18 protein-coding genes are annotated in these 23,520 nt (G+C 71.7%); 13 read left to right on the plus strand and 5 right to left on the minus strand.

Going from position 1 to position 23,520, the window contains the following annotated elements:
• Positions 1-20 precede the first annotated feature (20 nt).
• Both HNR30_RS16610 and HNR30_RS16615 read left to right on the plus strand, forming a co-directional pair.
• Positions 21-386 carry a BlaI/MecI/CopY family transcriptional regulator gene (locus tag HNR30_RS16610; protein ID WP_181610739.1) on the plus strand — a complete coding sequence of 122 codons (366 nt, stop codon included), beginning with the start codon at positions 21-23 and terminating at the stop codon, positions 384-386.
• Entirely contained in the window at positions 383-1,378 is a 996-nt protein-coding gene (locus tag HNR30_RS16615) for a M56 family metallopeptidase (RefSeq protein WP_181610740.1), read from the plus strand. The genes HNR30_RS16610 and HNR30_RS16615 overlap by 4 nt, the downstream gene beginning before the upstream one ends.
• Here the strand turns inward: HNR30_RS16615 and HNR30_RS16620 are convergent.
• Positions 1,351-2,919 carry an ABC-F family ATP-binding cassette domain-containing protein gene (locus HNR30_RS16620; RefSeq protein ID WP_181610741.1) on the minus strand — a complete coding sequence of 523 codons (1,569 nt, stop codon included), beginning with the start codon at positions 2,917-2,919 and terminating at the stop codon, positions 1,351-1,353. The two genes, HNR30_RS16615 and HNR30_RS16620, sit on opposite strands and share 28 nt — an antisense overlap.
• A 166-nt stretch (positions 2,920-3,085) precedes the next feature.
• On the opposite strand from HNR30_RS16620, the gene HNR30_RS16625 reads away from it, so the two are divergent.
• Positions 3,086-4,033 (plus strand): ATP-binding cassette domain-containing protein, encoded by a 948-nt coding sequence (locus HNR30_RS16625; RefSeq protein WP_181610742.1) that lies wholly within the window; start codon positions 3,086-3,088, stop codon positions 4,031-4,033.
• A complete protein-coding gene (locus tag HNR30_RS16630; RefSeq protein ID WP_181610743.1) occupies positions 4,030-4,863 on the plus strand; it encodes an ABC transporter permease in 834 nt (277 codons plus the stop codon). The genes HNR30_RS16625 and HNR30_RS16630 overlap by 4 nt, the downstream gene beginning before the upstream one ends.
• 3 nt (positions 4,864-4,866) lie before the next feature.
• Here the strand turns inward: HNR30_RS16630 and HNR30_RS16635 are convergent, their stop codons facing one another.
• The gene (locus HNR30_RS16635; protein ID WP_181610744.1) at positions 4,867-7,854 is read right to left on the minus strand and encodes an AfsR/SARP family transcriptional regulator; all 2,988 of its coding nucleotides are present in this window, start codon (positions 7,852-7,854) and stop codon (positions 4,867-4,869) included.
• Between the two features lie 36 nt (positions 7,855-7,890).
• Here HNR30_RS16635 and HNR30_RS16640 point away from each other — a divergent pair, with 36 nt between their 5' ends.
• From HNR30_RS16640 to HNR30_RS16655, 4 genes are all read left to right on the plus strand, one after another.
• The gene (locus HNR30_RS16640) at positions 7,891-8,625 is read left to right on the plus strand and encodes a helix-turn-helix transcriptional regulator (protein WP_312894453.1); all 735 of its coding nucleotides are present in this window, start codon (positions 7,891-7,893) and stop codon (positions 8,623-8,625) included.
• 70 nt (positions 8,626-8,695) lie between these two features.
• Positions 8,696-9,247 (plus strand): hypothetical protein, encoded by a 552-nt coding sequence (locus HNR30_RS16645; RefSeq protein WP_181610745.1) that lies wholly within the window; start codon positions 8,696-8,698, stop codon positions 9,245-9,247.
• 20 nt (positions 9,248-9,267) lie between these two features.
• Complete coding sequence (locus HNR30_RS16650) at positions 9,268-10,113, plus strand: NAD-dependent epimerase/dehydratase family protein (protein WP_181610746.1); 846 nt, start codon at positions 9,268-9,270, stop codon at positions 10,111-10,113.
• Positions 10,114-10,193: 80 nt separating this feature from the next.
• Positions 10,194-11,348 (plus strand): NAD(P)/FAD-dependent oxidoreductase, encoded by a 1,155-nt coding sequence (locus tag HNR30_RS16655; RefSeq protein ID WP_181610747.1) that lies wholly within the window; start codon positions 10,194-10,196, stop codon positions 11,346-11,348.
• On the opposite strand, the gene HNR30_RS16660 is transcribed toward HNR30_RS16655, so the two are convergent.
• Positions 11,345-14,152 carry an AfsR/SARP family transcriptional regulator gene (locus HNR30_RS16660; protein WP_220133607.1) on the minus strand — a complete coding sequence of 936 codons (2,808 nt, stop codon included), beginning with the start codon at positions 14,150-14,152 and terminating at the stop codon, positions 11,345-11,347. The two genes, HNR30_RS16655 and HNR30_RS16660, sit on opposite strands and share 4 nt — an antisense overlap.
• Before the next feature lie 98 nt (positions 14,153-14,250).
• Between HNR30_RS16660 and HNR30_RS16665 the strand changes: the two genes are divergently transcribed.
• The 3 genes from HNR30_RS16665 to HNR30_RS16675 all read left to right on the plus strand — a co-directional run bounded on the left by HNR30_RS16665 (position 14,251) and on the right by HNR30_RS16675 (position 16,962).
• Complete coding sequence (locus tag HNR30_RS16665) at positions 14,251-14,541, plus strand: hypothetical protein (protein ID WP_181610748.1); 291 nt, start codon at positions 14,251-14,253, stop codon at positions 14,539-14,541.
• Positions 14,542-14,650: 109 nt separating this feature from the next.
• A complete protein-coding gene (locus tag HNR30_RS47785) occupies positions 14,651-15,964 on the plus strand; it encodes a cellulose binding domain-containing protein (RefSeq protein ID WP_181610749.1) in 1,314 nt (437 codons plus the stop codon).
• Between the two features lie 32 nt (positions 15,965-15,996).
• A complete protein-coding gene (locus HNR30_RS16675) occupies positions 15,997-16,962 on the plus strand; it encodes a sporulation protein (RefSeq protein WP_220133608.1) in 966 nt (321 codons plus the stop codon).
• 39 nt (positions 16,963-17,001) lie between these two features.
• Here the strand turns inward: HNR30_RS16675 and HNR30_RS16680 are convergent, their stop codons facing one another.
• The gene (locus HNR30_RS16680) at positions 17,002-18,930 is read right to left on the minus strand and encodes an APC family permease (RefSeq protein WP_181610750.1); all 1,929 of its coding nucleotides are present in this window, start codon (positions 18,928-18,930) and stop codon (positions 17,002-17,004) included.
• Positions 18,931-19,093: 163 nt separating this feature from the next.
• On the opposite strand from HNR30_RS16680, the gene HNR30_RS16685 reads away from it, so the two are divergent.
• Positions 19,094-19,909: an SAM-dependent methyltransferase gene (locus tag HNR30_RS16685; protein WP_181610751.1), complete on the plus strand. Its 816-nt coding sequence runs from the start codon at positions 19,094-19,096 to the stop codon at positions 19,907-19,909.
• 113 nt (positions 19,910-20,022) lie between these two features.
• Here the strand turns inward: HNR30_RS16685 and HNR30_RS16690 are convergent, their stop codons facing one another.
• Positions 20,023-21,564 (minus strand): MDR family MFS transporter, encoded by a 1,542-nt coding sequence (locus HNR30_RS16690; protein WP_181610752.1) that lies wholly within the window; start codon positions 21,562-21,564, stop codon positions 20,023-20,025.
• Positions 21,565-21,870: 306 nt separating this feature from the next.
• On the opposite strand from HNR30_RS16690, the gene HNR30_RS16695 reads away from it, so the two are divergent.
• Positions 21,871-23,514 carry an ABC-F family ATP-binding cassette domain-containing protein gene (locus HNR30_RS16695; protein WP_181610753.1) on the plus strand — a complete coding sequence of 548 codons (1,644 nt, stop codon included), beginning with the start codon at positions 21,871-21,873 and terminating at the stop codon, positions 23,512-23,514.
• Positions 23,515-23,520: the final 6 nt, after the last annotated feature.

Consider the following 23,520-nt stretch of genomic DNA (forward strand, 5'->3'; position numbering starts at 1 on the left):
TTCTTCTATATGCTGTAGAAGTGAGGCTCGGCAATCTCGAACGTTCGATCATGGAGGTCCTCTGGGAGCACCCCGCGGGGTTGCTCGCCCAGGAGATCGCCGACCGGCTGCCCTCGCAGCCCGCCGTGACCACCGTGCTGACCGTCCTCGTACGGCTCACGCACAAGGGACTGGTCACTCGCGAGCAGGCCGGGCGCGCCCACCGCTACCTGGCCACCGGCGGCAAGGACTCCTTCGTCGCCGAGACCATGCGCGCCGCCCTCGACGAGGCGGGCAACGTCAGCGCGGCGGTCAACCGCTTCGTCGGCACGGTGTCGCCCGAGGTCGCCGCGGCCCTGCGCGCCGCCCTGGAAGAACGACGTGACGACGGGAAGGCCTCACCGTGATCTGGTTCGTCGTCGCGGCACTCGGCGTGCTGCCCGCCCTCTTCTCCCGCCGCCTGGCCACCGCGGCCTGGCCCCACCAGCACCCCCGCGCGGCCCTCGCGCTGTGGCTGGCCGTCGGCGTCTCCGCCGGGGTGGGCGCGATCAGCCTGGGCCTCATCGCCGCCGTCGCCCCGCTGGCCGCCGCCTTCCCGCACGGCATGCACGCCCTCACCCACCAGCTCCTCGACGGCCAGGGCCTGACCGGGCTCGGCCCGCTCCACGTCGCCGCCCTGACCTGGTCGGCCGGCCTGCTGGCCTGGCTGCTCTGGCACACCGGCCGGGTCACCGCCCGCACCCTGGCCGAGCGCCGCCGCCAGCGCACCCTCATCGACCTGCTGGCCGTTCACTCCGCCGACCACGACGCCTACGTCCTGCCCGACGACGCGCCCGTCGCCTACTGCGTCTCCGGCCGGGTCGTGCTCAGCCGCGGCACCATCGACCTGCTCACCGAGCAGGAACTGGCCGCGGTGCTCGCCCACGAGCGTGCCCACGCCCGCGGCCGCCACGACCTGCTCAGGCTGCCGTTCGTCGCGATCGGCCTGGCCTTCCCCCGCCTGAAGCCGGCCCGCGAGGCGGTGGAGGCCCTCCTGGAGATGCTCGCCGACGACCACGCCCGCCGCCCCCATGGCGACCGGGTGCTCGCCGGCGCGATCGTCCAGATGATCAGCCCCGCGGCCAGTCCCGGCATGGGCTTCGCCGACGGGGTGGTCGTACAGCGGGTGGAGCGCCTGCTCACCGGCCTGGGCAAGGGCTCGCGCCTGATCCCCCTCGCCGCCTACACCGCCTCGGTCCTGCTGACCAGCGGCCCGGTCGCCGTCGCCGTGGCGCCGATCCTGTGCAGCGCCCGGGTGCTCGACTGCGAGGGGCAGCGCACGATCGTCGTCGTCGGCTGCCCCCCGCCCCACGTTCAGCGGCCCGTGCTGGCTCAGTCGAGCGCCACCAGCTCCCGATAGTCGTCGTTCCACAGGTCCTCGAACCCGTCGGGCAACATCAGCACCCGGTCGGGACGCAACGCGTCGACCGCGCCCTCGTCGTGCGTGACCATCACCATCGCCCCCGGATAGGAGCCGATGGCGCCCAGGACCTCGTCGCGCGAGGCCGGGTCGAGGTTGTTGGTCGGCTCGTCGAGCAGCAGCACGTTCGCCGCCGAGTGCACCAGGCCGGCCAGGGCCAGCCGGGTCTTCTCGCCGCCCGACAACACCCTCACCGGCTTGTCGGCGTCGTCACCGCTGAACAGGAACGCGCCGAGCACGCTGCGCACCTCGGCGTCGGTCAGGTGGGGAGCACCGGCCGCCAGGCTCTGCCGTACGGTGTGGGCAGGGTCGAGGGTCTCGTGCTCCTGGGCGAAGTAGCCCAGGCGCAGGCCGTGGCCGTGCACGACGCGCCCGCTGTCGGGCTGTTCGTGGCCGGCCAGCAGCCTGAGCAGGGTGGTCTTGCCCGCGCCGTTGAGCCCGAGGATGACCAGGCGGCTGCCGCGGTCGACCGCGAGGTCGACGCCCGACAACACCTGGCGCGAGCCGTACGACTTGTGCAGGCTGATCGCGCCGAGTGGCATGCGGCCGCAGGGAGCCGGGTCGGGCAGCCGCACGCGGGCGACCTTCTGCGTGCGGCGCGCGGGCTCGACCGAGGCGAGCATGCGGTCGGCGCGGCGGGCCATGTCGCGCGCCCGCGTCGCGGTCGACACCCTGGCGCGCATCTTGCCTGCCTGGGCGTGCAGCGAGGCCGCCTTCCGCTCGGCGTTGACGCGTTCCCTGGTGCGGCGGCGTTCGTCGGCGTCGCGCTGCTCCAGATAGGTGCTCCATCCGGTGTTGTGGATGTCGATGGCGGCCCGCGACGGGTCGAGGTGGAAGACGCGGTTGACCACGTCACCGAGCAGCGAGACGTCGTGGCTGATGACGATGAGCCCGCCCTGGTGGCCTTTGAGGAACGACTTCAGCCACGACACGGAGTCGGCGTCGAGATGGTTCGTGGGCTCGTCGAGCAGCAGCGTGCCGTGGCCGCCGAACAGGATGCGGGCCAGCTCGACCCGGCGCCGCTGGCCGCCCGAGAGGGTGCCGACCGGCTGGTCGAGGGCGTGCGCGGGCAGGCCGACACCGTCGGCGACGCGGGCGGCCTCGGCCTCGGCCGCGTACCCGCCGGCGGCCTGGAAGGCGGCCTCCGCGCGGACGTAGGCGCCCATGTCCATGTCGCGCTCGGCCCGCCGCAGGGCGCGGACGGCCGTGTCCATGCCGCGGGCCGACAGGATGCGGTCGGTGACGGACTGGGCAGGGTCGGCGGCCTTGGGATCCTGCGGCAGGTAGCCGACGTCGGAGGTGGCCACGACGCTGCCCTCGGCGGGCTGCAGCAGGCCGGCGAGGGTGGCCATGAGGGTGGTCTTGCCCGCTCCGTTGCGGCCCACGAGGCCGATGCGGTCACCCGGGGAGACGTGGAAGTCGAGGCCGGAAAGGAGGAGGCGGGCGCCGGCGCGAATGCCGGCACCGCGAACGGTGATCATAATGTGACGCTCCGTGAGGTCTTAGGGGCACAGGTCTGGCGCGAAGGCGGGTGACCTGGGTTAAGACATCAGGGGCGTAGACATGTCAGCCAGCTTACGTGGCGCTGCCGGCGGCTGTCAGCTCGATATCTGCCTGCTGTCAGCGGCCCCCGCCACAGTAAGGGACATGACGAACGCGATCACAGCCGAAGGGCTGGTCAAGAGGTACGGCGACATGACAGCGCTGGCCGGGGTCGACCTGGAGGTCCCCGCCGGCAAGGTGATCGGGGTCCTGGGGCCGAACGGCGCGGGCAAGACCACGATGGTCAGGATCCTGGGCACACTGCTGCGGCCCGACGCGGGCCGCGCGACCGTCTACGGGCACGACGTGGTGAAGGACCCGGTGCGGGTCCGCCGGCTGATCGGCCTCACCGGCCAGTACGCCTCGGTGGACGAGACGCTGACGGGCACCGAGAACCTGATCCTGCTGGGGCGGTTGCTGAACCTGACGAAGCGGCAGGCCAAGGCCCGCGCCGGGGAGCTGCTGGAGAGGTTCGAGCTGACCGAGGCGGCCACCCGCCCGATCGCCACCTTCTCGGGAGGCATGCGGCGCCGCCTGGACCTGGCGGCCAGCCTGGTGGGCAGCCCCAAGGTGCTCTACCTGGACGAGCCGACCACCGGCCTGGACCCGCACACCCGCAACGAACTGTGGCAGGTGGTGCGCGACCTGGTCGCCGGCGGCGCCACGGTCCTGCTGACCACGCAGTACCTGGAGGAGGCCGACCAGCTGGCCGACCGCATCACCGTGATCGACAAGGGCAGGGTGGTGGCCGAGGGCCGCCCCGGAGAGCTCAAGCGCCGCATCGGCGGCCAGATCCTCCAGGTGCGCCCCACGCTCCCGAGCGACATCGACGCCGTGGCGGGGATCCTCGCCGAGCTGACGGGCCACACGCCGCAGCGCGACGAGAACACCGGAGTCCTCAGCGTCCCCGCGGCCGACCAGCTGCTGGTCTCCGCGCTGGTCCGCCGCCTGGACGGGGCCGCCATCGCCGCCGACGAACTGGGCCTGCGCCTGCCCAGCCTCGACGAAGTCTTCCTGGCGCTGACCAACGTCACCGAGAGGAAAGTGGCATGAGCACCCAGACGATCGACACCCCCGTGACCTCCCACCACCTGCCGACCGCGCCGCTCCGCCTCGGTCTCGTCCAGGGAGTACGGCACAGCCTGGCCCTGGCGGGCCGCAACGTCACCAAGTTCGTCAGGTCGCCCATCTCCGTGGTGGACGTGGTCCTGACGCCCGTCATCTCCCTGCTGATGTTCGTCTACCTCTTCGGAGGCGCGATCGCCGGCGGTGACACCGACGGCTACATCCAGATGATCGTCCCCGGCGTCATGGTGATGGCGGTCTTCCAGGCCAGCATCGGCATCGGCGTCTCGCTCACCACCGACGCGAGCACCGGGGTGTTCGACCGTTTCCGCAGCATGCCGATCGGCCGGTCGGTGCCGCTCGTCGGCGCCGTGCTGGCGGACGTGGTGCGCTACGTGATCTGCCTGGCGACGCTGCTGATCCTGGCCTACATCATGGGCTACCGCATCGACACCAACCCGATCGCCGCCCTGGCCGCCGTCGCCTTCCTGGTCGGCTTCGCGCTCAGCTTCGCCTGGATGTCGGTCTTCCTCGGCATGCTGGTCAAGACCCCCACCACCGTGCAGGGCCTGATGACCATCGTGGTGCTGCCGCTGACCTTCGCCAGCAACGTGTTCGTGCCCACCCAGACTATGCCCGGCTGGCTGCAGGCCTGGTCGAGCGTCAACCCGGTCAGCCTGGTGGCCGACGTGTCGCGCGGCCTGCTCAACGGCGGCGACGTCGCGGGACCGGCGCTCGGTTCGCTGGCCTGGATGGCCGGCATGATCGTGGTCTTCTTCCCCCTGGCCATGCGGGCCTACCGGAGGAACAACGGATGACCCTCAGACGATGGAACCGGCTGACACCGTCAGCCGGTCTATCGCCGTCTGCCGGGGCATCTCGGTGCCGCGCCTGAACGCCTCCTCGAATCCCGCCAGCCGACCCAGCAGCCCGGTCAGCTCCGGCTCGCCGTAGTCGAAGGCGCCGCGGATGGCCGCGCTCATCCCCAGCGACTCGGCCGCCTCCTCCGGCCTGCCCTCCAGGGCCAGCACCCCGGCCTGCAGCTCGGCCGCCCAGGCCAGCCCGTTGCTGTAACCGCCCTCGATCTGCGGGGCGACCGCGAGCGGCAGCAGCCGTCTGGCCTCCTCCGCCTCCCCCTCGGCCAGCCGGTTCTCCAGCCGGGTGCTCACGATCAGGTCGCCGGTCAGCTCCGTGGGCAGCGACTCCAGCCGGTCCAGGGTCTGGTTGGCCAGGTCCAGCTCGCCCGACAGCCGCTGGACGTTGGCCAGGCCGACCAGGATGTTGACCTCCAGCCGCCGGTGGCCGCGCTCGGTGGCCTGACGGTAGGCGGACTGGATGTCGCGCAGTGCCCCTTCCAGGTCGCCGCTGCGCCTGCGCTCCCTGGCCAGCCTCGCCCGGCACAGGTACAGATAGTCCTCGGTGCCCAGCTCGGTGCTGAGCATCACCGCCCGTTCGAGCAGCGCGAGCGCCGGGCCGTACTCCGCCTTGAGCGAATGGTTGCGCGCCACCGGCAGCAGGCTCATCACCAGCCCCCATCGGTCGCCGGCCTCCTCGAAGCCGCGCAGCGCCTCCAGCCCGCTGCGGAGCACGCCCTGCTCGGCCAGGACGAAGTCCTGCTCCCAGTACGCGCTGGCCCGCACCCACGGGTCCTTCGACCGCAGCGCCTGCTCCAGGTCGGCGTGCTCGTCCGACAGAGCGAGCTCGGCCATGCGCATCAGCGGCCGCGCGGGGTGGAACTCCCGCGCGCCGGCCGAGTCGAGGCCCGCCCTGGCCCCGACCACGCCGAAGGCCTCGCGCACCTGCGACGGCAGGACGTGCCCGTACTCCAGGAAGCTCTCGAACTGGCTGCTCAGCCCGCGCAGGCCCCAGTACCAGAACATCGCGCCGACGAAGCGCGCGCTCGGCGTCGTTCGCAGTGCGTGGATCAGGTTGTCGTACTCCGTCTCGAAGAAGGAGATCGCCCGCAGCTGCTCGCCGGTGCGCAGCAGCGGCTCGTACTCCTCCGCGAGGGCCAGGAAATGATCGTGGAAACGGGCCGTCAGATCCTCGGTGCGCTTGGTGGCGCAGAAGGCCCTGACCGTCTCCAGCATGCGATAACGCTCGCCGTCGTGCATGACCAGCGACTTCTCCACCAGCGAGCCGGCCACGTAGAGCACGTCGTCGGCGGGGAGCTCCTCGTCGGCGCAGACGGCTTCGAGGCTCTCCAGGGTCGCGCCGCCGGGGAAGGCCGAGAGCCTGCGCGCGAGCAGCTGCTCGAGGTCGTCGAGCAGGTCCCAGCTCCATTCGACCACCGCGAGCAGGGTGCGCTGCCGGGGCAGCGCGGTGCGGCTGCCCGAGGTCAGCAGGCGGAAGCGGTCGTCGAGGCGGCGGGCGATCTGTCCCACGTTCATGGCGCGCAGTTTGGCCGCGGCCAGCTCCAGGGCCAGCGGCAGCCCGTCGAGCCGCCAGCAGATCTCCACCACCGGTTCGACGGTCGCCGCGTCCAGCGTGAAGTCGGGCCGCACCCCGGCGGCGCGCTCCACGAAGAGGCGGACGGCCGCCGACTGCGCCGCCTCGGCGGGCGTGCTCGGCAGCTCCAGCGGGCCCAGGTGGCAGAGCGCCTCGCCGATGATCGCCAGCGGTTCCCGGCTGGTGGCCAGGATGCGCAGGTCCGGACGCCTGGACAGGAGCTGCTCGGCCAGTTCGGCCGCGGCCTCGACCAGGTGCTCGCAGTTGTCCAGGACCAGGACGGCCTCGCCGACGTCGAGCAGCTGGGCGATGCGGTCGGCATGGGTGCCGCCGGTGGCGCCGCCCTCGTCCAGCGTGCTGAGCGCGCTCAGCACGGTGTCGCCCAGCTGGCCGGGCGCGCCGACGCCGGCCAGGCCGACGAACCACACGCGGCCGCGCTCGTGGGCGGGGTGACGGCTCGCCGCCTCCAGCGACAGCCTGGTCTTGCCCGCTCCGCCGGGGCCGACCACGGTCACCAGGCGCGACGAGCTCAGGAGCCCGGCCAGCTGCCCGAGCTCGCGTTCGCGGCCGACGAAGCTGGTGAGCCTGGCGGGCAGCCTGCTGGGCGCCGCCTGGGCCTGGGCGACGGGCCGTTCCAGCTCGCCGCGCAGCAGGGCCAGGTGGACCTCCTGGAGGGCGGGCGAGGGGTCGACGCCCAGCTCATCGCCCAGCCGGTCGCGGATCTCGGCATAGGCGGTGAGGGCGTCGGACTGCCGTCCCGCCGCCGCCAGGGCGCGCATGCGCAGCTCGGCCAGGCGTTCGCTCAGCGGGTGCTCGATGGCGGCGGCGTTCAGGTCGGGCAGCACCTCCGTGTGCCTGCCCAGCCTGACCTCGGCGTCGAAGCTGTCCTCCAGGGCGGCCGCGCGCAGGTCGGCGAGCCGGGTGGCGACGGGTCCCGCGAAGGGTGCCTCCTGGATGTCGGCCAGGGCCGGCCCGCGCCACAACCCGAGCGCCTGGGCCAGCGCGCCGGCCGCTTCCTGCGGCCGGCCGGCGGCCAGGTCGCGCCGCCCGCGCGCGGCCAGTTCCTCGAACCGCCGCACGTCGCTCTCGCCCAGCACCCGGTAGCCGCCCGCGACCAGTTCGACGGCGCCCGCGCCGCCCAGGGCCCTGCGCAGCCGGGAGACCAGGCCCTGCAGCGCGCTGGCGGCTCCGGCCGGGGCCTGCTCGCCCCACAGGTCGTCGATCAGCGATTCCGCGGACACGGGACGGCCGGCCTCCAGGACCAGCCGGGCCAGCAGCATGCGCAGCCGGGCCCCGCCGATGTCGATCGGGGTGGCGTCGTCCGAGAGAGCCTGAACCGGGCCAAGAAGGGAGAACTGCACCGGGAAAGCCTCGCATAATGGGGCATACTTCTTGAGGTGGAGTATGAGGACGACCTGGCCAGACGCCTTGAGGGGATGCTGGAGGAGCTGCGCGGCATCACCACGATCCACCGCGAGGTCCAGCTGGTCTCCGACAACCAGGCCGTCGGGAAACTCGCCGTGGACCTGGCGCAGACAGCGCAGGAACTGCGCGCCATGCACGCGGGTGGTCCCACGCACCAGGGCCGGGTCGAGCGGACCAACCGGGGACAGGTGCTCGACGCGCTGCGCCGCGGCATGAAGATGCGCACGATCGTGCACGGGAGCCTGCTGCGCGACCCCGTACGGCTGGACCGCGTCCGCACCCTGCACGCCGCGGGCGACGAGCACCGGGTCATCGCCGAGCAGGTCCAGCAGATGCTGATCTTCGATCGCACCGTGGCGATCCTGCGCCTGGCCCCCGTGGCCGGGTCGCCGGGAGCCCTGGTCATCCGGCAGCAGGGCATCCTCGCCGCCCTCATCGACCTGTTCGAGCAGACCTGGGCCAGGTCGACGGAGATCACCGAGATGCTCAAGCCGGTCCAGCGGCTCAGCGCCCGCGAGCTGGAGGTGCTGGCCCTCATCGCGGAAGGCCGGTCGAACGGCGCGATCGGCCGCGCGCTGTCGATCTCCGAGGCGGCCGTCGGCAAGCACGTGGCGAGCATCTTCACCAAGCTGGAGATCCCCGCCACCCCCGACGACAACCGGCGGGTGCTGGCGGCGGCGGCCTTCCTCAAGGGCGTCGCGGGGTAGGGCCAGACCTACCCGGATCTCGCCCCAGCCCCCGCGCGACGGAGGAGCGGGCCGGGCTTCAATGGGCGTCATGCATATGAACGGAATGCTGGTGGGCGCCGTGTTCGGCGCTGTCTTCGTCGTCGTGAACGCGGGTGAGCCCCTCGACCCCGCGGTGGTGACCATCCTGCGGATCGCCGCGATCGCGGGCGCGGCGAGCGTCCTGGCGATGTGGTTGCTGGCCGTACGGCAGGCGCGCACGGGAGCGGCGCCCCCGCAACCGCGGCGCACCCTGCTCACCAAGGGCTACTGGTGGGCCGTCATCGCCGAGGTGATCCTGCTGTTCGGCGGCATCAGGGTGCTCGGCGCCGTGGGCGTACCCACCGAGGTCAACGTGGCCTGGGTGGCGCTGGTCGTCGGCCTGCACTTCGTGCCCATCGCGATCTCCTGGAAGGAGCCGCGCCTGTACCTGCCCACGGTGGTGCTGAGCCTCCTGGGCGTGGCGGGGTTCGTCATGGCGGCCCTGGGCGCGCTGGCCTGGGTGCCCGTTGTCAGCGGCGTGCTGCCGGGGGTGTTCATGCTGGCCGCCACCGTGGGCGTGTCGGTGCGCGGCTTTGGTCCCACGGCTGTCACATCCGGGTAGGCCCGCTCGTCAGGTCCACTATGAGAATTCTGCTCGCGGGCGCCACCGGCGCCATCGGCCGTCCGCTCACCAGGCTGCTGTCCTCCGCCGGGCACGAGGTGCTCGCCCTGTCCCGCAACGACCGGTCGGCCTCGATTGCCCGTGACCTGGGCGCCCGGCCGGTCATGGCCGACGCCATGGACCGTGACGGGCTCCTGCGAGCCGTCGACGGCATGAGCGCCGACGCGGTCATCCACGAGCTGACCGCGCTGAAGGCGCCCAAGCGCAGGCTGACGCCCGACGACCCCAGCACCCGGCTGCGTGTGGAGGGCACTGCCCACCTGCTGGAGGCCGCCAAGGCGCTCGGCGCGGACCGGTTCGTCACCCAGTCGCTGATCCTGGGGTACGGCTACGCCGACCACGGCTCCCGCGTCTTCACCGAGGACGACCCGTTCGGCGTCAAGCACGGCAACCCGGGCGACATCGTCGTCGACGGGCTGGTCTCGACCGAGGAGCAGGTTCTCGCGGCGGGTGGCGTCGCCCTGCGCTACGGCGTCTTCCACGGGCCGGGCACCTGGTTCGACCCCGCAGCGGGCAGCAGGCCGACGCCGGTACCGCGCGGCGGCGGCGGGACGGTCCCGTGGGTCCACGTCGACGACGCGGCGGCGGCCACCGTGGCCGCGCTGGAGCGGGGGCGCGGCGGGCAGGCCTACAACATCGTCGAACGCCGCCACGCGACGTGGGGTGAGCGCGAGCGGGCGCTGCGGGTGCCCGGGTGGATACTCCGCCTCATGGTCCCCTACCTGGGCACCCTTATGCTCGACACCACCCTGCGGGCCTCGGGAGACAAGGCGGAACGCGAACTGGGCTGGTCGCCACGCGTGTGACGCAGCTCACAACGAGTCCATGTCACTTTCGCCGTCACACGTTACGTCCTCTGGGTCAAACACCTAGAAGGGACAGGACGATGGCACAGCGGATTGTGATCCTGGGAGCGGGCTACACCGGCATGACGGCCGCGATGGCCACGGCCCGGCGGCTGCGCCGGAAGGATGTCCAGATCACCCTGGTCAACCCCGAGACCCGTTTCACCGAGCGCCTGCGGCTGCACCAGACGGCCGCGGGGCAGGAGCTGAAGAACCTGCAGATCCCCGAGATGGTGGCCGGGACGGGCATCGCGTTCGTCCAGGGCCGGGTGACCGGGATCGACCTGGACGGCCGCGTGGCGCACCTCGACGGCGGGCGCACCGTCGCCTACGACATCCTGGTCTACGCGCTCGGCAGCGTGACGGACATCGCGACGGTGCCCGGCGTGGACGAGAACGCCTACACGCTCAACACCGCCGCCGAGGCGCGGCGGCTGGCCGAGCGGCTCGCGGCGGTGGACAGCGTCGTGGTCGGAGGCGGCGGCCTGACCGGCGTCGAGTCGGCCGCCGAGATCGCCGAGACCCACCCCGGCCTGCGGGTCGTCCTGCTCAGCCGGGACGTGCCCGGCTCGATGATGGGCGAGAAGGCGCGCGCCTACCTTCACGCGGGGCTGAAGCGGCTCGGCGTCGAGGTCAGGACGGGTGTCGAGATCGCCAAGGTGCTGCCCGACGCCGTCGAGCTGGCCGACGGCGAGCGGATCGAGACGGGCGCCACCCTGTGGACCACCGGCACCCGGGTGTCGCCGATGGCCGCGCAGGCGGGCCTGACGGTCGACGACCGCGGCAGGATCGTGGTCGACGAGACGCTCCGCTCGGTGTCGCACCCCGAGGTCTACGCGGTGGGTGACGCGGCCGCGATCCGCCAGCCGTACGGGGTGATCCACGGCACCTGCCAGAGCGGGATCCCGACCGCAGCGCACGCCGCCGACGCGGTCGCCAGGCAGGTGACCGGCAGGCAGCCCAAGCCCTTCCGGTTCGGCTACATCCACCAGCCCGTCAGCCTCGGACGGCGCGACGGCGTCATCCAGTTCACCCGGCCCGACGACACCCCGCGCGGCCTCTACCTCACCGGGCGGTGGGCGGTGGCCTACAAGGAGTTCGTCAGCTCGAGCCCGTGGAAGACCTACGGACTGCTCAAGAAGTACGGCGGAGCGGTGGCGTGGTCGCACGGGGGCCGCGCCACCCGCACGGCCTAGCCGAGGCTCGAGGCGAGGAACGCGCGCACCTCGTCGGACTCGGGAACCCCCAGCTCCTCGTACAACCGCAGGGCGGCCTGGCCGTGCTCGCGAGCCTGATCCTCCTGGCCCAGGCTCAGATGGGCACGGGCCAGGCCCTCGTGCGCGCGGGCCTGCTCCGGCCGGTCGCGGGTCGCCCCCCGCAGCGCCCTGGCGTGCTCCTCGATCGCCCGCGCGGCGTCGCCCAGCGCCAGCGCCGCCTCGCCCAGCCCGTTGAAGGCCGAGGCGGCGTCGCTGCTGTTGCCCACCTCGCGGTAGATCTCTCCGGCCCGGCGGTGACGCTCCATCGCCTGCTCCGGCTGGCCCTGGTGGCGCAGGACCGAGCCCAGCTGGTTGAGCACCCTGGCCTCGCCCACCGCGTTGCGCTCCTTGCGGTGCAGCGCGAGTGCCAGGTCCAGGTGGCGCTGCGCCTCGGCGGGGCGGCCCATCTGGTCGAGGATCATGCCGAGGTCGCCCAGCACGAAACCCTCACGCGACCAGTCGCCGGCGATACGGGTCAGGTCGAGGGCCTCCTTCAGGTGCTTCTCCGCCGTGGCGCTCTCGCGGCGGCGCCAGGCCACGTTGCCCAGGGCGTTGAGCGCCAGCGACCTCTCGTTGGGGTCGTCGCAGGCGGCCAGCGCCTCGTGGGCGAAGCTCTCCGACTGCTCGTAGTCGCCGCGGCGCCAGTAGGTCCACGACAGGTCGGACAGGGCGCGCCCCGGCGGCATCGCGCGCTCGCCCAGGGCGCGGGCCCTCTCCAGCGCGACCGTGTGCAGGGTCAGGGCGTCGTCGTGGTGGGCCTGGCGATCCAGGTAGGGGCTCATGGCGACCGCGAGGTGGCTGATGCACACCTTGGGTCCGTGGATCACCGTCGCGACGATGTTGGAACGTTCGGCGTCGAGCCAGTCGATCGCCTCGACCCCGTCGGCGATCGGCTCGAACGGGGTGAGCACGGGCGGCATGTGCGGCCGGTCGGGCACGCTGTGCGGGAACAGCTGCTTGACCGCCGAGCGCGAGCGGTGCAGGTAGTGCACCAGCAGCCGCATGAGCGCGTCGCCGTCGCCGTGGTCGCCTTCCTGCTTGGCCAGGTCGCGGGCGTGCTCGCGCAGCAGGTCGTGCAGCGTGTAGCGGCCCGGCTCGCGCTGCAGGAGCATGTGCGCGTCGAGGAGGTTCTCCAGCAGGTCCTCGGCGTCGAAGACGGAGATGTCCGCCAGCGCGGCGGCCGCGTGCGGCTCGATGTCACGGCCCGGCGCCCCCCCGAGCAGCCGGAACATGCGCTGCTCGGCGTCGTCGAGCTGCTCGTAGGAGACGGTGAAGGCCGCCGCCACGCTCCGGTCCGACATCGACAGCTCGGTGAGCCGCCTGCGCTCGTCGTTCAGGCGCCCGGCCAGGTAGGAGACCGTCCAGCGGGGGCGGTGCTGCAGGCGGGCCGCGCAGATCCTGATCGCCAGCGGCAGGTAGCCGCACAGCTCCAGCACCTCGCGCACGGCCTCGGGCTCGGCCGCCGCCCGCTCGCCCACGATCCCCTGGAAGAGCGCGCCCGCGTCGTCGTCGGGCAGCACGTCGACCGAGAGCGCGTGCGCCCCGTCGAGCCCGACCAGGCGGCGGCGGCTGGTGATCAGCAGGAGGCTGCTCGACACGCCGGGGAGCAGCGGGCGCACGTGCTCGTCGTCGGTGGCGTTGTCGATGACGGCGATGATGCGGCGCTGCGCCAGCTCGGTCCGCCACAGGGCGCTGCGCTCGGACTCGGTCGTCGGGATGTCGGTCAGGCCGAGCTGGCGCAGCAGCGCCTCCAGGGCGGCCGCGGCGGGCAGGGGCTCCTGGCCCGCCGTGTGCGCGCGCAGGTCGATGAAGAGCTGGCCGTCGGGGAAACGTTCGGCCAGGCTGTGAGCCGCCCGTACGGCCAGCGTCGTCTTGCCGATGCCCGCCATGCCGTCGATGGTGACGATCGGGTGCTGGTCGGCCGCGACCAGCCGGTCGAGCTCGGCGGCGCGCCCGGCGAAGTCGGGGATGTCGTAGGGCAGGAAGCTGGAGCGGGTGCGCTCCTTGGCCGGGGGCGCGGGCGCCTCCGCGGGGGCCGCGAGCTTGAGCTTGGGGTCGTCGGCCAGGACCGCCTGCTCCAGCTCGGCGAAGGCGTGGCCGGGGTCGAGCCCCTGCTCGTCGGCCAGGGCCGTACGGTAGGAGCGGGCGGCGGCCAGGGCGTCGGCCTGCCGTCCCGATCGGTGCAGGGCCAGCGCCAGGTGGCCGACGAGCCGTTCGCGCAGCGGGTTGGCGGCGACGTGGTCGGCCAGCTCGTCGAGCACCTCGCGATGGCGTCCCGCGGCGAGCTCGGCGTCCATGAGCCGCTCGATCGCGGTCAGCCGCCGGTCGTCGAGCAGCGCCCGCGCGCCCTGGGCGTAGCTGGCGCTCACGTCGGCCAGCGCCTCGCCGGTCCACAACGCCAGCGCCTCGCGGAAGCGGCCCTCGGCGACCAGGTCGGTGAAGACCTGGACGTCGAGCTGGCCGGGTTCGGGCTGGGCGACGTAGCCGCCCGAGCGCGTCACGATGAGGTCGACCCCGCGGAAGGCCCTGCGCAGCGCGGTGATCGCCGCGTGGATCTGGGATCTGGCGGTGTCGGGCTGGTCGTAGCCCCACATCGCGTCGATCAGCTTCTCCATGCTGATCACCCGGCCGGCGTTGATCAGCAGGTAGGCGAGCACCGCCCGGTGCCTGGGAGCGACGCCCGGCACCGGTTCGCCGTCCACGGTGACCTGCACCGGACCCAGGAGCGAAAAGCGGATCTCCACGGATCGTCCTCCCATCGTTGAAGCATCGTGAATCTATCAATTCGGGCAGACAGTCTGATCTCACACCAACCGTGACCTCGAAGGAAAGAGGAACGACCATGTCTGTCATCCGCACGCACACCTACTCCGTCGACGCCGCCGACCTGCAGGAGTTCCTGGCCCGCCGGGCCTCGCTCATCGGCACGATCCGCGAGTCCCACCCCGGCCTGGCCTTCGCCCAGCTCATCAAGCTCGACGACGGCACCTACCGCGACACCTGGCACTGGGAGGACGGCGCGCAGATGGGCGCCGCCTTCGCCGCCCTGCCCTCTTTCGCGGAGGCGCCGCTGACCATGGCGCTCACCAGGGACGCCACCGCCCAGAACGGCCAGGTCGTCGACGAGCGCTGATGAAAGTTACATGATCGCCGGCCGTGTTCTCCGAGGGTGCCGCCCAGGCCCGCCCGCCGGGAGGCGCGCACCCTGGGCAGGGCGGGCGGGCAGACTCGACCATGGCCCCATGCGAACGCGCGCGCTCGTCCTGCCCCTCCTGTCGGCCATCCTCGCAACCCTCCTGTACGCCACGCCCGCCCACGCGGCGCCCGTGCGGATCATGCCGCTGGGAGACTCGATCACCGGCTCTCCCGGCTGCTGGAGGGCGCTGCTGTGGAACCGGCTGCAGAGCACCGGCCACACGAACATCGACTTCGTGGGCACCCTGCCCGCCCAGGGATGCGGAGTCGCCCACGACGGCGACAACGAGGGCCACGGAGGATACCTCGCGACCAACATCGCCGCCCAGAACCAGCTGGTCCCGTGGCTGGCCGCCACCACCCCCGACATCGTGATGATGCACCTGGGCACCAACGACGTCTGGAGCAACATCCCGCCGGCGACGATCCTCGGCGCGTTCACCACGCTCGTGGGCCAGATGCGCGCGAGCAACCCGAGCATGAAGATCCTGGTCGCCAAGATCATCCCGATGAACCCGTCGCAGTGCTCCGACTGCGCCCAGAGGGCCGTGAACTTCAACGCCGCCGTCCCGGCCTGGGCCGCGGCCAACACCACCGCGCAGTCGCCGATCACCGTGGTCGACCAGTGGACCGGCTTCAGCACGAGCGCCGACACCTACGACGGCGTGCACCCCAACGCCGCGGGCGACCAGAAGATCTCCGACCGCTGGTACCCCGCGCTCACCGCGGCCCTGGGCGGCGGCACCACCGACACCACGCCGCCGACCACGCCCGGGAGCCCGATGGCAAGCAGCCTCTCCTCTACGGGAGCGACCCTGACCTGGACGCCGTCGACGGACTCCGGCGGCTCAGGGCTGGCGGGCTACGACGTCTACCGCGAGCTGGGCGGCACCGACCAGCTGCTCGGCAGCACCACCACCCCCTCGCTCACGCTCACCGGGCTCACGCCCGCCACCGCCTACCAGGCCTACGTGCGCGCCCGGGACGGAGCGGGCAACCTGTCGCAACCCTCCGGCCTCGGCGCCTTCACCACCCAGCCGGGCGGAACGGGCGGCGGCTGCACGGCCGCGGCGACCGTCCAGACGCAGTGGGGCACCGGCTACGTCGTGCAGCCCGTCACCGTCGCCAACTCCGGCACGAGCACGCTGAACGGCTGGACGGTGACCTTCACCCTGCCCGCCGGCCACGCCGTCACCGGCTACTGGAACGCCGCCGTCACCGTCAGCGGCCAGACCGTGACCGCCAGGAACCTCGCCTACAACGGCACCGTGGCGCCCGGCCAGAGCACCTCCTTCGGCTTCCAGGCCTCGCGTCCCGGCGGCAACAGCCAGTTGCCCACGGGGTACGCCTGCGCGGCCTAAGCTGGGAACCCCCACCCCTCAATGATCGTTTGATGCTCAGCACACTCGATTCGGAAGAGGAAAACGTGATCTTCAAGCGCATGCTCGGTGCCCTCGGCGTCGGCGGACCCAGCGTGGACACGGTGCTGTCCACGCGCCGCGTCCAGCCGGGTGGGCTGCTGTCCGGCGAGGTCAAACTCAAGGGCGGCGACTTCGACGCCGAGATCGAGCACATCACGCTGGGCCTGGTCGCCCGGGTGGAGCTCGAGCACGACGGCGGTGAGATCGGCGGGCTCGACGAGTTCTTCCGCTCGGAGGTCTCAGGGCCGTTCACGCTGCGCAAGGGCGAGGAGCGGGTGCTGCCCTTCCAGCTCGGCCTGCCGTACGAACTGCCGGTCAGCGAGGTCGGCGGCCAGCCGCTGAAGGGGATGGCGCTCGGGGTGCGCACCGAGCTGGCCATCGCCAAGGCGGTCGACAAGGGCGACCTCGACCCGTTCGCGGTGGCGCCGCTGCCGTCGCAGGAGCGGGTCCTGCAGGCCTTCGGGCAGCTCGGCTTCGCCTTCAAGTCGGCCGACCTGGAGGTGGGCCGCATCCACGGGGTGCAGCAGCAGCTGCCCTTCTACCAGGAGATCGAGTTCTACCCCTCGCCGCAGTACGCCGGCACGGTCAACGAGGTCGAGCTGACCTTCGTCGCCGACGCCGGCAGGCTGGTGGTGGTCCTGGAGGCCGACAAGCGCGCCGGCCGGTACGGCGGAGGCGACGCCATCGGGCGCTTCGACCTCAGCCACGAGCAGGCGCTGCAGCTCGACTGGGCCAGTGAGATCGGGCGCTGGCTCTCGGGCCTGTCGCAGTACGGCTTCGCGGCGCACGGTCACGAGGCGCATCACCACGGTCACCACGGTCACCACGGCCCCGGCCTCGGCACCGTGGCCGCCGCCGGAGCGGTGGGCCTGGTCGGCGGCATGATGGCCGCCGAGGCGGTCGAGGAGATCTTCGAGGACGACGGCGGCGACTGGTAGCCGCCCTTCCTGGCCAGGGCCCGTCCCTGGCCAGGAGGCTCAGCCGACGTGCACCACGGGCCTGCGGGCCGGGTCGGGTTCGGCCTGGCGCAGGACCTCCCGGGTCAGCGGCGGGATGTCACCCCCGCCGAAGACGAGATAACGCAGCAGCGCGCCGATCGGATTGCCCTCGGCGGCCCAGTGGAAGTAGACGTGCGGGGTCTTGCCCGTCAGGTCGCGCAGGTGCAGCAGCAGCGCGGCGACGGCGTTGGCCACCGTGGTGCTCTGCATCGTCAGGATGCGGAAGCCGTGGCGCTCCTCGCCGGTGACCCGCAGCTCGCCGGCGAACTCCGAGGCGTCAGGCACGGTGACCTCCAGGAACAGCAGGCCCTCCTTGGTACGCAGGCGATGCAGCTCCCAGGCCTCGCGTGCCTTGTCGACGTACTCCTTGGCGTCGCGGCTGTGCGGCTCGTTGGCCACCAGGTAGATCTCGCCCGCCTCGTTGATGAAACGCCTGGCCGTCTCGTCCAGGCTGATGCGGGTGACACGGAGCTCGGTCGAGCGGGTGGCACGCGAGACCAGCGAGATGACCACGATCGCCAGGACGAACAGCAGCGCGATCACCAGGCCGTCGGGGCGCTCGATGATGTTGGCCACGGTGGCGTAGGCGAAGATCAGCGAGACGGCGCCGAAGAAGAGCGCCGCCTTGATCATGCGCCTGGTCCAGGCCGAGAGCGTGACGGCGACGGCGGCCGAGAGGATCAGCGCCAGCACGCCGGTGGCGTACGCGCCGCCCTGCGCCTCGACCTCGGCGCCGAAGACCAGGGTGATGACGAAGGCGATGACGGTGAACACGAGCACCATCGGGCGGGCGGCGCGGGTCCAGTCGGGCGCCATGCCGTACCTGGGCAGGTAGCGCGGGACGATGTTGAGCAGTCCTGCCAGCGCCGACGCGCCGGCGAACCACAGGATCGCGATCGTCGACAGGTCGTAGGCGGTGCCGAACCAGTCGCCCAGGTAGAGATGGGCGAGATAGGCCAGGGCCCGGCCGTTGGCCGAGCCGCCCTCGGCGAACTCCTCCGCCGGGATCAGCACGGTGGTGGCGAAGCTGGAGCTGATCAGGAAGACGCTCATGATGAGCGCCGCGGTCGTCAGCAGCTTGCGCGCGCCCTTGACACGTTCCGGGAGCGTGCCCTTGACCAGCGGCATCACCGCCACGCCCGTCTCGAAGCCCGACAGGCCGAGGGCGAGTTTCGGCATCACGTACAACGCGACGGCGACCATCGCGATCGGGCTGGAGTAGTCGGCCGTCAGGCTGTCCTGCCAGCTGGAGACCAGGTCCGGCGCCACCAGGACGTGCTGGAGCGCGACCCCCACGACGACGACGTTGAGCGCCAGGTAGACGGCGACCAGGACGACCGCGATGGAGATCGCCTCGCTGAAGCCCGCCAGGAAGACGCCGCCCAGCGCGGCGATCAGCACCAGCGTGACCGGCACCTGCCAGGTCGCCATGAAGTGCGGCACGAACGGGTTGTGCAGGATGTGCGCGGTCGCGTCGGCGGCCGACAGCGTGATGGTGACGATGAAGGCGGTCGCCACGAACCCGAGCAGGAACAGCACGAGCAGCTTGCCCCGCCACCCGGGGAGCAGGCGCTCCAGCATCGACAGCGAGCCGAGCCCGTGCGGGCTCTGCTCGGCGACGGCCCGGTAGGTCGGCAGCGCGCCGAAGAGGGTCAGCGCGACCAGGACGAGCGTGGCGATCGGGCTCAGCGCCCCTGCCGCCAGCGCGGCGATGCCCGGCTGGTAGCCGAGCGTGGAGAAGTAGTCGACGCCCGTCAGGCACATGACCTGCCACCAGGAGTGCTGATGGTCGGGCGGCTGCTCCTCGGCGGATCCGCCCACCAGCCCCTCGGGGCGTTGCAGCCCCTTCAGGAGCCAGCGCCTCAACGCCGGCTCCGGCGTCGAGACGGGATGATCCAGGCCGGCCATCCGGCACCTCCACGTCGGTCGGGTAACAGCTAGGCACGCTACTGACGAGGCGCAGGGGTGGCGGGTGCGGGAGGCATCAAGGATGCGTCAAGACCGGTATAGATGTGCACTGCTCGCACTCGGAGTTATGCTGACGGAGCAATTCGTGCAGAAAGGGTCGAGTATGCGCGAAAGGGAATCGACGCCCGGCGGCATCGACACCTGGACCCCCAATGGCGCCCGAATCTACGACTACATCCTGGGCGGGCGGGACAATTACCCCGCCGATCGAGCGGCCGCGGACAAAATGCTCCAGTCCAACCCCGCCGCCAGGAACACGGCCCTGGCCAACCGCGCCTTCCTCGGCAGGGTGGTCACCCACCTGGCCGGCGAGGCCGGCATCACGCAGTTCCTCGACATCGGCTCAGGGCTGCCGACGCAGCGCAACGTGCACGAGGTCGCCCAGGCGGCCAACCCCGACGCCCGCGTCGTCTACGTCGACCTCGACCCCACCGTGATCCGCCACAGCCAGGCGCTGCTGGAGCGGGACGGCACGGGCAACGTCATGACCTTCCAGGGAGACGTGCGCAAGCCGGGGCGGATCCTCGAGGCCCCGCGCGTCAACGCCTTCCTCGACCTCAGGCAGCCGATCGCCGTGCTCATGGTGGCGGTGCTGCACTTCGTCTCCGACGAGGAGGACGCGCACGGCATCGTGCGGCGGCTGGGGGACAAGCTCGCTCCCGGCAGCCACCTGGTCATCTCCCACACGGCCGACGAGTCGCCGCCCGAGGTGAAAGCGGTGGCGCAGCAGGGGTTCCGGATGGCGGGGGCGATGCTGACGCCGCGCACGCGGGCGGAGATCACCCGGTTCTTCGACGGGTTCGAGCTGCTGGAGCCGGGTCTGGTGGACGTGCGCGCCTGGCGGCCCGAGCAGCCGGTGGGCGAGCTCCCCCCGGCGGGCTGGACCATCGTCGGCGGCGTCGCCCGCCGCGACCCCTGACCCAAGCGTCGTCCGGCGCGATCCCTGATCCAGCCGTCGTCCGGCGCGATCCCTGACCCGCACGCGAAAGGCCGAGGCGTACGCGCCTCGGCCTTTGCTGTCGTGCCTGTCCGTCAGTGCCCGTGGCCCCCGAATTCACCGGCATTGTCGGCGCGGGCGGGCAGGAGCAGGGCCGTGATCACCACGGCGATCGACAGCACCGCCCCGATGATGAACGCCAGCCGCATGCCGTCGAGCTGGGCGATCGTCGCCGTGACCCCGGTGGCCTCCAGCGCATCGGAGCGAGCGCTCATCACCGTGACCACCAGCGCGGTGCCGAAAGCGGCGGCGACCTGCTGCAACGTGCTCAGGATCGAGCTGCCGTGAGAGTAGAGGTGCGGCGGCACGGCGCCCAGGCCCAGCGTGAACACGGGGGTGAAGAGCGCCGCCAGGCTGATCATCAGCAGGGCGTGGAGCCCGAGGAGCTGCCAGAAGGGCATGGTCATCGAGATCTGGGTGAAGCCGGCCAGCGAGAGCGAGATGCCGATCGCGCCGGGGATGACCAGCACCCGCCCGCCGAACTTGTCGAACATCCGGCCGACGGTCGGTCCGAGCAGACCCATCGCCAGGCCGCCGGGCATCACCAGCAGTCCGCTCTGCAGCTCGTCGAGCCCGCGGAGATTCTGGAGGTAGAGCGGCAGCAGGATCATCGAGCCGAGCATCGCCATGAAGGCGACCGACATGAGGATCAGCGAGACGGTGTAGGTGCGGAAACGCAGGGTGCGCAGGTCGAGCAGCGGGATGTCGCGCTTCTGGAGCGACATCTGGCGCAGCACGAAGATCGCGATGGTGATCAGGCCCGCGGCGGTGATGCCCACGGCGAGGCCGAGGTTGTTGCCCTCGAAGCGGCTCAGGCCGTAGACGAGACCGCCGAAACCGGCCGCAGCCGTCACGACGCTGAACCAGTCGATGGTGCTGGCCTTGGTCTCGCTGACGTTCTTGAGCTTACGCAGGCCGCCCCAGGCGATCAGAGCGGCGATCGGGAGCACCACCACGAACAGCATGCGCCACGAGCCCACCTGGAGGATCAAACCCGACACGGCAGGGCCCATGGCGGGCGCGACCGAGATGGCCAGGGTCACATTGCCCATCACCCGGCCACGGTCACGCTCGGGCACGACCTGCATCAAGGTGGTCATCAGCAGCGGCATCATCACAGCGGTGCCGGACGCCTGCACGATGCGGGCCCCCAGGAGCACCTCGAACGTCGGCGACACGGCGGCCAGGGCGGTGCCGGCCAAGAACAGACCCATCGCGGTCGCATAGGCGGTGCGGGTGGTCACCCGCTGCAAGAACCAACCCGTGATCGGGATCACGGCGGCCATGGTCAACATGAAAGCGGTCGAGAGCCACTGCGCGGTCTGCTCGGTGATGCTCAGCGCACTCATCAACCGCGGGATCGCGTTGATGAGGATGGTCTCGTTGAGGATGACCACGAACGTGGCCAGCACCAGCAGCCGGACCACGGCGGGTGTACGGCCCGTGGCCTTCTCTGGCTCGAGCTTGGCAGGCGAATCCACCTGTGAAATAGACACGGCACTCCGATCAGAGTGGTTGGGATTGGCGCGGACCCTGCTGGTCTCCCAGCTCTCGGTCTCGTAAGAAGTCGTCGTCATGCCAAGAGTGACTGACGCCACCGACAAAACTCATCGCTCATCTTCCAGATTCGGGGACGAGATCTGAAATGTCATCTGATTTCACAGGCGGGAGGGCTTTTGTGGCGTGGCTCACAACCTGCGAAAAAACCATTTGCGAGCCCATGCAGTGATCTTGATAGGCTGGAGACATGCACCAGTTGTTCTTCCTCTGATTCCTCCGGGCCCGCGGCCCCGCTCCGATGTCCTGACGCGCCTTCCGTGCGCTCCACATCGACTCACGGCATGCATGCCTGACAGGCCGGCGCATGCCCGGAGGAAGAATCCATGGTCACCCCGACCTTTCCTGCCCGCGAACGGGCACAACTGACCTGCGCCGACATCCACCTGCAACGCGGCGACCGCCCCGTGCTGACCGGCGTCGGCATGACGGTGACACCCCGCTCCCGCTGGGGCGTCGTCGGCGAGAACGGGCGCGGCAAGTCCACGCTGCTCCACGTCCTCGCCGGCGAGCTGGCTCCCGACCAGGGCACCGTGCAGCTGGTCGGCACGCTGGCGCTGGCCACCCAGGAGATGCCCGACCACGACGAGCGCACCATCGGCGACGTCGTCGACGAGCAGCTCGCCGCCACCCGCGCCGCGATGGAGCGGCTCGACGAGGCGACGGCCGCGCTCGCCGACGGCCGTCCCGGCGCCGACGAGGAGTACAGCCAGGCGCTCGACCTGGTGCAGCTCCTGGACGGCTGGGACGCCGACCGGCGCGTCGACATGGCCCTGGAGGGCCTCGGCGCCGTCACCGACCGGAGCCGCCCGCTGTCAGGACTGTCCGTGGGCCAGCGATACCGCGTACGGCTCGCCGTGCTGCTGGCGGCCGGGCACGACTTCCTGCTGCTCGACGAGCCGACCAACCACCTCGACCGCGAATCGCTCGGCTTCCTGACCGACCGGCTGCGGGCCTACCCGGGCGGCATCGTCGTGGTGAGCCACGACCGTGCCCTGCTGTCCGACGTCGTGGACACCGTCCTCGACCTCGACCCGACCAGGGACGGCACGCCCCAGGTCCACGGAGGCGGCTACGCCGGCTACCGCGAGGGCCGCGAGGCCGAGCTGCAGCGCTGGGAGGCCGACTACGCCCAGCAGCAGGCCGAGCGCGCCAGGCTGGCCGACGACCTGTCCAAGGCGCAGAACCGCCTGGTCAGCGGCTGGCGTCCCGACAAGGGCACGGGCAGGCACCAGCGCGCCACCCGGGCGGGTTCGCTGGCCAGGGCGGTGCACCGCCGCCAGGACCAGCTGGACGAGCACCGCATCACCGCGCCGACGCCGCCGCAACGGTTCCACATGCCCGAGCTCTCGGCGCCGAACGGGGTGACGCTCCTGCGTGCCGAGGACGTCACCGTGGACGGGCGCCTGCCGTACCCGGTGGACCTCACGCTGGACTCCGGCGACCGGCTGGTCGTCACGGGAGCCAACGGCGCGGGCAAGTCGACGCTGCTGGCGGTGCTGGCGGGACAGCTGGCGCCTGCCACCGGCACGGTGCACCGGGCCCGCAGGGCACGCGTGCACCTGCTCCAGCAGGAGTCGTCACGCCCGCTGCACCGGCGGGCACGCGACGTGTTCGCCGAGCACCTGGCCGACCTGGTGACGGCGGGGCTGCTCGACGACGCGGAGAGCGTCGGCCTGGCCTCCCTGGGGCTGCTGTCGTCGCACGAGGCCGGCAAGCGGGTCGGCGAGCTGTCGATGGGCCAGCAGCGGCGGCTCGACCTGGCCTGCGCGCTGGCGGCCAGACCGCACGCGCTGCTGCTCGACGAGCCCACCAACCACCTGTCCATCGCCCTGGTCGACGAGCTCACCGAGGCGCTCCAGATCACGGGAGCGGCCGTGGTCGTGGCCACCCACGACCGCCAGCTGCAGCGCGACGTGGCGGGCTGGCCGAGGCTGGAGTTGTCGGGGGAGGTCCGCAGCCGCCGGTGACGGCGG

The organism is Nonomuraea soli, from assembly GCF_013761175.1.
Taxonomy (GTDB): Bacteria; Actinomycetota; Actinomycetes; order Streptosporangiales; family Streptosporangiaceae; genus Nonomuraea; species Nonomuraea soli.

Excerpts from the sequence above, each read along its gene's own strand:
- HNR30_RS16620 (WP_181610741.1), bottom strand. The coding sequence starts at position 2,919 with ATGATCACCGTTCGCGGTGCCGGCATTCGCGCCGGCGCCCGCCTCCTC.
- HNR30_RS16625 (WP_181610742.1), top strand. The coding sequence starts at position 3,086 with ATGACGAACGCGATCACAGCCGAAGGGCTGGTCAAGAGGTACGGCGAC.
- HNR30_RS16630 (WP_181610743.1), top strand. The coding sequence starts at position 4,030 with ATGAGCACCCAGACGATCGACACCCCCGTGACCTCCCACCACCTGCCG.
- HNR30_RS16645 (WP_181610745.1), top strand. The coding sequence starts at position 8,696 with ATGCATATGAACGGAATGCTGGTGGGCGCCGTGTTCGGCGCTGTCTTC.
- HNR30_RS16650 (WP_181610746.1), top strand. The coding sequence starts at position 9,268 with ATGAGAATTCTGCTCGCGGGCGCCACCGGCGCCATCGGCCGTCCGCTC.
- HNR30_RS16655 (WP_181610747.1), top strand. The coding sequence starts at position 10,194 with ATGGCACAGCGGATTGTGATCCTGGGAGCGGGCTACACCGGCATGACG.
- HNR30_RS16665 (WP_181610748.1), top strand. The coding sequence starts at position 14,251 with ATGTCTGTCATCCGCACGCACACCTACTCCGTCGACGCCGCCGACCTG.
- HNR30_RS47785 (WP_181610749.1), top strand. The coding sequence starts at position 14,651 with ATGCGAACGCGCGCGCTCGTCCTGCCCCTCCTGTCGGCCATCCTCGCA.
- HNR30_RS16675 (WP_220133608.1), top strand. The coding sequence starts at position 15,997 with ATGCTCAGCACACTCGATTCGGAAGAGGAAAACGTGATCTTCAAGCGC.
- HNR30_RS16680 (WP_181610750.1), bottom strand. The coding sequence starts at position 18,930 with ATGGCCGGCCTGGATCATCCCGTCTCGACGCCGGAGCCGGCGTTGAGG.
- HNR30_RS16685 (WP_181610751.1), top strand. The coding sequence starts at position 19,094 with ATGCGCGAAAGGGAATCGACGCCCGGCGGCATCGACACCTGGACCCCC.
- HNR30_RS16690 (WP_181610752.1), bottom strand. The coding sequence starts at position 21,564 with ATGACGACGACTTCTTACGAGACCGAGAGCTGGGAGACCAGCAGGGTC.
- HNR30_RS16695 (WP_181610753.1), top strand. The coding sequence starts at position 21,871 with ATGGTCACCCCGACCTTTCCTGCCCGCGAACGGGCACAACTGACCTGC.